Annotated in this window: 7 protein-coding genes; all 7 read left to right on the top strand. The window is 53.1% G+C overall.

The annotated features are described in order from the left end of the window. A partial coding sequence (locus tag OEL57_RS12270; protein WP_300740817.1) for an aldehyde dehydrogenase family protein occupies positions 1-615 on the top strand: 615 nt, incomplete at its 5' end. A 13-nt stretch (positions 616-628) separates the two neighbouring features. Continuing rightward, the gene (locus OEL57_RS12265) at positions 629-874 is read left to right on the top strand and encodes a hypothetical protein (RefSeq protein ID WP_300740816.1); all 246 of its coding nucleotides are present in this window, start codon (positions 629-631) and stop codon (positions 872-874) included. Further along, on the top strand, positions 871-1,209 hold the full coding sequence (locus tag OEL57_RS12260) for a NifB/NifX family molybdenum-iron cluster-binding protein (protein ID WP_300740815.1): 339 nt from the start codon (positions 871-873) through the stop codon (positions 1,207-1,209). The genes OEL57_RS12265 and OEL57_RS12260 overlap by 4 nt, the downstream gene beginning before the upstream one ends. Before the next feature lie 22 nt (positions 1,210-1,231). Then, positions 1,232-2,650 carry a sigma-54-dependent transcriptional regulator gene (locus OEL57_RS12255; RefSeq protein ID WP_300740814.1) on the top strand — a complete coding sequence of 473 codons (1,419 nt, stop codon included), beginning with the start codon at positions 1,232-1,234 and terminating at the stop codon, positions 2,648-2,650. Continuing rightward, the gene (locus OEL57_RS12250) at positions 2,637-4,286 is read left to right on the top strand and encodes a sensor histidine kinase (protein ID WP_300740813.1); all 1,650 of its coding nucleotides are present in this window, start codon (positions 2,637-2,639) and stop codon (positions 4,284-4,286) included. Before OEL57_RS12255 ends, OEL57_RS12250 begins: the two co-directional genes overlap by 14 nt. 42 nt (positions 4,287-4,328) lie before the next feature. Then, positions 4,329-5,300 (top strand): radical SAM protein, encoded by a 972-nt coding sequence (locus tag OEL57_RS12245; protein ID WP_300740812.1) that lies wholly within the window; start codon positions 4,329-4,331, stop codon positions 5,298-5,300. Positions 5,301-5,319: 19 nt separating this feature from the next. Then, positions 5,320-6,880 (top strand): PAS domain S-box protein (locus OEL57_RS12240; protein WP_300740811.1); only part of this gene is annotated, 1,561 nt, incomplete at its 3' end.

Raw genomic sequence — 6,880 nt, 5'->3', positions numbered from 1 at the left:
TCAAAATATCGCAACACCGGACAGACCTGTGTCTGCACCAACCGTTTGCTGGTGCAGGCTGGTGTGTATGATCTGTTTGCAGAGAAGCTGGCAACTGCTGTGGCCCAGATGCGGGTGGGTGATGGTCTAAAGGGTGATGTGCAGCAGGGACCACTGATTGATGAAGCCTCTGTGCAAAAGGTGGAAGAGCATATTAACGACGCTGTCACTAAAGGCGCCCGCGTAGCATTGGGCGGCAAGCGCCATGCACTGGGCGGCACCTTTTTCCAACCCACCATCCTGTGTGATGTAACACCGCAGATGCTGGTGGCACGGGAAGAGACCTTTGGCCCGGTGGCACCGATCTTCAGGTTTGAGACTGACGAAGAAGCGATCCAGATGGCCAATGATACCGAGTTTGGCCTGGCCTCCTATTTCTACACCCGTGACATCGGGCGGGTCTGGCGGGTGGCGGAGGCGTTGGAGTACGGCATGGTGGGAATCAACACCGGCCTGGTTTCAACGGAGATCGCCCCCTTTGGCGGCGTCAAGGAGTCAGGCATCGGCCGGGAAGGTTCCAAGTACGGGATCGAGGACTATCTGGAGATCAAGTACCTCTGCATGGGCGGGATATAAGTGAGGGCTTAGTATGAAAACCAGCACCAGTGTTGTTTCATGGGTTCAGCTTTCACACAACCAGCAGATGTCAACCGGGGGATGCTGGCAAGAACGCTGCTACCCCTTTCGCGGGGTCTTTTCTGAAAACAGGGCAGCAACAAATATTGAACGCAGAAGAATGCTTGATGATTATTGGCTGGCCCTACAGGAATTTAACCTTGACTATGATCGACCTGAAACAGAGAATGCAGGCAGACAAACAGGAGAAAAACAATGAAAGTTGCAATACCAGTAGCCGACGGAAAACTCACCAATCACTTTGGACATTGTGAAAGTTTTGCACTGCTTGATGTTGACCTGCAGCAGCGGCTTTTGTCTAATCGGCAAGATGTGCTAGCGCCACCTCATGAGCCAGGTCTTTTGCCCGGCTGGCTGGCTGACCAGGGAGTAGAAATGATCATTGCCGGAGGAATGGGACAGCGTGCTCAGGATCTGTTTATCAAGAGCGGCATCACGGTCTATGTCGGCGCCCCTGTGGCGACACCAGAAGTGCTGGTTCAAAATTTTATGTTCGGTTCTCTAGCGTTAGGTGACAACTGCTGTGATCATTAACCACTACTAAACAGAGGCCCCCATGGATGACGTAAAAAAGCTATTGGTAATTGACGATGAACCTGCCATTCGAGAAGGGGTACGCAGAATTCTGGAGTCAGAATCGTTTCAGGTGGAGACCTTTGCCAATGGCCATGCCGCCCTTGAGCGGATCAAACAGGAACCATTTGATCTGGTTGTCACTGACCTGAAGATGCCCGGTATCAGCGGCATGGAGGTGCTGAAGGCGATCAAGGAGATTCAGCCTGATCTGCCGGTGATCTTCATTACCGGCTATTCATCGGTGGATAGCGCCGTAGAGGTCATGAAACTGGGTGCGGTGGATTACATTGCCAAGCCGTTTACCCCGGAAGAGATGCTGAACACCATCAGACTGGCCCTTGAACAGCGGGTTGTGGACCTGGGCGACCTGTACCTGCTTAAGGAGTTGCGAGATGGTGAAGGCTTTGACCGTTTCGTGGGTAAGAGCCACGAGATGGTCAAGGTCTATCGCCGGATTATGCAGGTTGCCCCCACTGACAGCACCGTACTGATCACCGGCGAGTCCGGCACCGGCAAGGAGCTGGTGGCCCGTGCCATCCACAAGCACAGTCCGCGACGGGACCATCCCTTTGTGGCGGTGGATTGCACCTCGTTGGTGGAAAGCCTGCTTGAGTCAGAGCTGTTCGGTCATGTCAAAGGATCTTTTACCGGGGCGATGCATACCAAGACCGGCCTGTTCAAGGTGGCGGAAGGCGGCACCCTGTTTCTGGATGAGGTGTCCAACCTGAGTCTGACCACCCAGGCTAAACTGCTGCGGGTACTGCAGGAACGGGAGGTCACCCCGATTGGCGGCACGCAGCCAACCCCGATTAACATAAGGCTGGTGGCAGCCACCAACCGCAGCCTGCGTGAGATGGTGGCAGAAGGCACCTTTCGGGAGGACCTGTTCTTTCGCCTGAATATCATCCCGATGGACCTGCCGCCGTTGCGGGATCGTATTGGTGACATACCGCTGCTGGTTGGGCACACGGTACGCACCGTGGCTGAAGAAGTGGGTAAGGATATCAAGGGGGTAACTGCCGGGGCGATGCAGGTGCTGCAGAGTTACAGCTTCCCCGGCAATGTCCGTGAACTTGAAAACATCATTGAACGGGCCGTGGTGCTGGCTGAAGACAGCCTGATCACCCCCGATGACCTGGAACTGAACCACGCTTCCAGCCCAACAGTACTGCTGGATTTCACGGCTGTGCCACTGAGTGTGGAAGAGTTGAAAGAGACCAAACGTCACCTGCGGGAACAGGCGGTGGAAGATATTGAAAAGGCCTTTGTGGTGAACGCCCTGCAGCGTAATCGCGGCAATATCACCCGCGCTGCCGAAGAGACCGGCATGCTGCGCCCCAACTTCCAGGCCATGATGAAGAAGCTTGGCATAGCGGCCCGGGATTATGTTGAGGCCTGATCGATTCCTGGGGGCATTACGGCCACGCCGATTCTCGCTTATCCAGAAGTTGACCATCCTGACCGGCACCGTGGTTGTGCTGTTCATGACCCTGTTTGCCTGGGTTAATATCAACAACCTGCAAAAATTGCTGGTCAATAACACCATTCGGGATCTTGACAACCTGGCGTCCACCATCATCAGGATGACCCGCCATCAGATGCTGGTGGACAACCGCATCATCGTCTACCAGATGATCAATGAGGTGGCCAATCGTCCAGGAATTGAGCGGATCAGGATGATCAACCGCAACGGGATTATCGTCCACTCAACCGCCACCCACGAAGTTGGACAGCCGCTGGACACCAAGGCTGCCCAGTGCAACCTCTGCCACAAACCGGGACAGGCGCTGATCCGCCCTCCCCTGCTTGAGCGCAGCCGTTTCTTTACCCTGCCCAACGGCAAGCAGGTCATGGGGCTTGCCAGGTCTGTGCAGAACGAACAGAGCTGCTCCACAGCCGCCTGCCATGCCCACGCCGAATCCACCAAGGTGTTGGGGGTGGTTGATATCATTGTATCCCTTGATGTCCTCAAGGCTGATCTTGCCTCCTACCGTAACCGGATCATACTGCTGACCGTGCTATTGATCATCCTGCTGGGTGCTTCACTTACCTTCTTCACCCTGCATCTGGTTAATCGTCCGGTCAATGAACTGCTTCGCCACACCGCCAGGCTGGCCCAGGGACAGCTGGATTGTGAAATGACCCCCACCTCCAATGATGAACTGGGGGAGTTGATGCGTGCCTTTCAGCTAATGACCAGCAACCTCCGGCAGGCCCGCAATGATCTGGAGGAATGGGGGCGCACCCTTGAAGAAAAGGTAAAGGAGCGATCTGAACAGCTGCAGCGGATGCAGATGCAACTGGTACACACCGAAAAGTTGGCCTCGCTGGGAGAACTGGTGGCCGGCATTGCCCATGAGATAAACAATCCGCTTTCCGGCATCCTGATCTTCAGTTCTTTGGCAGCCAAGGACAAGCGGCTTGATCCGGCATTAAAGGGCGATCTTGAGACTATCAGCAGCGAAGCCCAGCGTTGTGCAGGAATTGTCAAGGGGTTGCTGGAATTTGCCCGGGACTACCAACCCAAGATGACAACCTGTGATATCAATCAGGTGGTGATTGATTCCCTGCGGCTGGTTGAATGTCAGGCGGTCTTTCAGAATGTCGCTATACTGCGGCAACTGGCTAACAATCTGCCACAGATCATGGCTGATCAAAACCAGTTGAAGCAGGTCTTTATCAATATCTTCATCAATGCCGGGCAGGCGATGCAGGATCAAAAGCGTGGCGAGCTGCAGATTATCACGACGCAATCAGCTGAACTGAAAGGCGGCGTTTTAATAAAGATTTCAGACTCAGGCTGCGGCGTGCCTACTGAACAGCTGGGCAAACTGTTTGATCCGTTCTTCACCACCAAAGGCACCGGTGGCACCGGCTTAGGGTTGTCAGTCTCCTACGGCATCATCAAGGCTCATGGTGGCACGATTAAGGCTGAAAGCGATGTCGGCATGGGGATGACCTTTATCATCAACCTGCCCTGTTGTGCCGAAGGGAACACGCCGCCGAAGGATACTACCCCAACCCTGCTCACCTGATTCTGCCAGATCTACGGCTGGAAACAGAAAGGGATGATAGTTATGGGTACCACCACATACACGTATCTCTACGGTCCAGTCCCCTCCCACCGCTTGGGGCGTTCACTGGGCATTGACCTTGTCCCTTATAAAATCTGCAGTTATGACTGCATCTACTGTCAATTAGGCAGTATCGGCAGCACCATCGTTACCCGAAAAAAGTATGCCGATAACGACAGAATACTGGAAGAACTGCAGCGTAAACTGTCCGATCACAGCCAGCCAGACTTCATCAGTCTGGCTGGCTCCGGAGAGCCAACCCTGCACAGTGGCATCGGTGAACTGATCCGCCGCATCAAGATGTTGACCACAGTGCCGCTTGCGGTGTTGACTAATGGCTCTCTGCTCTGGTTACCAGAAGTTCAGGAAGATCTTATGGCAGCTGACCTGGTGCTCCCTTCACTGGATGCCGGAGATCCGACGACTTTCCAGCAGGCCAACCGCCCCGACAGCAGTATTAGCTTTGATCAGATGGTGCAGGGGCTGATCGACTTTACCGGTCGTTTTGCCGGCGAAGTCTGGCTTGAGGTATTATTACTGGCCGGTATTAGTGATGATGAACCGTCAGTGCGCAGGATTGCAAAGCTGGTAGAGCGGATCAAACCAGCACGGGTACAACTGAATACCGTGTATCGACCTCCGGCGGAATCGTTCGCCTGCGGAGTTACACATGGGCAACTCTGCCACCTCAGTAGTCTGTTTTCAGGTTTGGTTGATTGTATCAGCGATGCTCCTGCTCCTGCTGCTGCAACAGAATCTACTGGCCTATCCCATCAGGACGAAATCATCGCCTTTGCCCGTCGTCGTCCATGCACCATCCATGACCTTTCCACCGGTCTCAACCTGCATCTGAATGATGTACTTAAACAGGTGCGACTCTTGACTGATTCCGGCAGCCTGATAGAGATCGCCGGGAAACGGGGCTACTTTGGTGTTCCACCTGCCGTCGACATACTGACCAAATCCTGCAACTAGCCATACCACTGGACGACCAATGAAAAACATTCTTGAACGGTTTAGCCCCCTTAAAGTTGCTCTATTTTATGCCTGTATTGGCGGGCTCTGGCTTCTCTTGAATCTGAGTATGCTGGTTGCCAATCTGGTTCTTGAACGGGATCTTCTGCATGCAATAGAACTACAAAGCGTTATCCTGATACTGGCAACCTCTTGGATGCTTTACTTCCTGATCGTACACACCCGCAAGGACAGTTTATCCGGCAAGTTGGAGCCACTTAACAGGCTTGTTCGAGCTTTAAAGGCCTATAGCGAATGCCACCAGTCTTTGATCAGAGCTACTGATGAGAAGCAGCTGATGAACGATATCTGCCGGATTTTTATAGAAGTTGGCGGCTATCGCATGGCCTGGGTCGGCCTGGCTGCCGATGATGAGGAACGAACCATAACCCCGGTTGCAGGCTGGGGGGAAAATCGTGAATTTGTAGAGATTTTTAAATCAACCTGTATGAACAAAGACCTGGGCAACGGGCCGATAAAAACCGCCATCAAAACCGGCAAACCGGTAGTACTCCAGCACCAGCAAAAGGATGTAACCTGTGAGGTATGCCGAATACGATGCTTGCAACAAGGGTTCTGCTCGTCAATCTTTCTACCGCTTAACAACCAGACCCAGACCTTTGCCGCGTTGATGATCTACTCCTCGGGCACCGATACCTTTGATGCCGAAGAAGTTACTCTGTTAACAAATCTAGCCAGTGACCTTTCCTACGGTATAACTGCCCTGCGTGTTGCAGAAGAGAACAAAGAAACTGAAAAGCAGCGGCAGTTACTTGCATCGGTTATCGTACAGATGCGTTCCGGGCTTTACCTTCTGGATAGCATGGGCACGATTGAATATGTAAATCCGGCTGCTGAGCAGATATCAGGCTACACGGCAGCAGAGCTTGTCGGCAGCTCCATCAGAGAGCTTTTTTCCGACAAAAGCGAGCGCCGAATATGTGAAGCGATTCAACAACAGTTGTCGGCAACCGATGATGAGCAACCGGTACGACATTTTCAGCACACACGTAAAGATGGCGCGATATTTGAGCTTGATCTGACCACCTGGACCGTAAAGGATACTGACGGAGCCATATTGAATTACGTCGCCATGGTCCGCGACATCACCCATGAGCAACAGTTGGAAAATCAGCTACGACGAGCACAGAGAATGGAGGCCATCGGCATACTGGCTGGCGGTATTGCCCATGATTTCAACAATGCGCTGGCGTCAATTATTACCTGCACAGAATTGGCTCTTGATACAACCGAAGGCAAAGGCAGCAGCCTGAAAGAACTTTTAGAGGTGGTACTTAAATCTGGTCAGCGCGGGAAGGAACTGGTTAGACAGATCCTTACCTTCAGTCGCCAGACAGAGCAGGAACGGCAGGAGGTAAAGGTTGATCTGATCGTTAAGGAATGCTTGAAAATGCTACGTGCAACCCTCACCCCATCCATTGAGATCCGCCTGCAAATCGGGCAACGCCTGGGTGTGGTATTTGCTGATCCGACCCAATTGCACCAGATAGTTATGAACCTTTGCACGAACGCCATCCATG

This window comes from Trichlorobacter sp., assembly GCF_030247655.1.
GTDB lineage: Bacteria > Desulfobacterota > Desulfuromonadia > Geobacterales > Pseudopelobacteraceae > Trichlorobacter.
The sequence above is the reverse complement of the archived record's forward strand: the minus strand, read 5'-3'. Positions and strand labels throughout refer to the sequence as shown.

Excerpts from the sequence above, each read along its gene's own strand:
- OEL57_RS12260 (WP_300740815.1), top strand. The coding sequence starts at position 871 with ATGAAAGTTGCAATACCAGTAGCCGACGGAAAACTCACCAATCACTTT.
- OEL57_RS12250 (WP_300740813.1), top strand. The coding sequence starts at position 2,637 with ATGTTGAGGCCTGATCGATTCCTGGGGGCATTACGGCCACGCCGATTC.
- OEL57_RS12255 (WP_300740814.1), top strand. The coding sequence starts at position 1,232 with ATGGATGACGTAAAAAAGCTATTGGTAATTGACGATGAACCTGCCATT.
- OEL57_RS12265 (WP_300740816.1), top strand. The coding sequence starts at position 629 with ATGAAAACCAGCACCAGTGTTGTTTCATGGGTTCAGCTTTCACACAAC.
- OEL57_RS12245 (WP_300740812.1), top strand. The coding sequence starts at position 4,329 with ATGGGTACCACCACATACACGTATCTCTACGGTCCAGTCCCCTCCCAC.